1 protein-coding gene and 1 pseudogene are annotated in these 1328 nt (G+C 68.1%); both read left to right on the top strand.

Annotation, left to right across the window (positions count from 1 at the left end; genetic code table 11):
• Positions 1 to 219: pseudogene (locus EN935_RS36200) on the top strand (sugar ABC transporter substrate-binding protein); the annotation flags it as partial.
• A 241-nt stretch (positions 220 to 460) separates the two neighbouring features.
• On the top strand, positions 461 to 1328 hold an 868-nt coding region (locus EN935_RS36195; protein ID WP_164771697.1), incomplete at its 3' end, for an ATP-binding cassette domain-containing protein.

Here is a 1328-nt window from a genome sequence, read left to right as displayed (position 1 = left end):
ACGCTCGCCCTGCAGATCCTCGACGGCAAGAAGCCGGCCCAGCAGACCGTGCTGGTCGAGCCGCAGCTGTGGGAGAACGCCACCGAGGAAGGCAAGGCCAAGCTGAAGGCCGCCGCCGACCCGTCGCTGAGCCCCGAATGGCCGGTCTCGATCTCGATCCCGGACTGGACGACATATACGAAGGAGCAGATCGTGGCGTGCAAGGGGCCGGGGGAATAAGTCTCCGATAGCCCTGCCTCACAAGGCGGGGAAGTCACATATGGGAAGGCCCCCTCACCCGGATTGCCAACCGAATTGCGAAGGGCAATTCGGGGCAATCCGACCTCTCCCCGAGGGGAGAGGAGCCGGCACGAGCGCCAGCCTCTTCTCCCCCACGGGGAGAAGGTGGACGCGAAGCGGCCGGATGAGGGGGCCTCTCCACACGCGATAGCCCTGCCTCATGAATCGAGAACCCCACGATTTGACCAGCAACCCCCTCCTCGACGCATCAGGCGTCGCCAAGAATTACGGCGCGGTTGCGGCCCTTCGCAACGCGTCGCTGTCCGTCCTGCCCGGCGAGGTGCACGCCCTGATGGGCGCCAATGGCGCCGGCAAGTCGACGCTGGTGAAGATCCTGACCGGCGCTATTTCTGCCAATGCCGGCCGCATCCTGATCCGTGGCGAGGCGCGCGACATACGCTCGCCCGCCGCCGCGCGCCGCGCCGGCCTGCTGCCCGTCTATCAGGAACCATCGCTGATCCCCGATCTCGATGTGCTGTCCAATCTGCGGCTGACCGGCACGCCGGTCGAGCCGTTCCGCGCCTGGGTGCGCGAACTCGGCATTCCCGACCTCGATATCCGCGACACCGCGCGCGACATCCCGCTGGCCGTGCTGCGCGTGCTCGATCTGGCGCGCGCGCTGGCCGTCGAGCCCGACGTGCTGCTGCTCGACGAGATGACCGCCGCACTGCCCGCCAACCTCGCCGAAAAGGTGCTGGAAGTGGTGCGCCGCCAGGGCGATGCCGGCCGCGCGGTGATCTTCATCTCGCACCGCTTCGTCGAAATCTCGGCACTGTGCGATCGCGCCACCGTGCTGCGCGACGGCGAGACCGTCGGCGTCGTCGACATCGTGCCCGGCGTCGAGGAAAAGATCGTCGAGCTGATGCTCGGCACCCGCATCGTCAAGACCCATGTCGCCGCCCGCAGTGCCGCCCAGAAGGCAGCGCCCGCCCCTGCCCAACCCAGGCTTGCCGTGCGCAATTTGCGCGTCGGCACCAAGCTCAACGACGTCTCCTTCGATCTCGCCGACGGCGAGGTCGCCCGCGTCGTGGCGCTCGAAGGCCAGGGCC

This window comes from Mesorhizobium sp. M7D.F.Ca.US.004.03.1.1 (assembly GCF_003998635.1).
Classification (GTDB): domain Bacteria; phylum Pseudomonadota; class Alphaproteobacteria; order Rhizobiales; family Rhizobiaceae; genus Mesorhizobium; species Mesorhizobium loti.
Note: the sequence above shows the minus strand (reverse complement) of the source record. Positions and strands in the feature narration are given on the sequence as shown.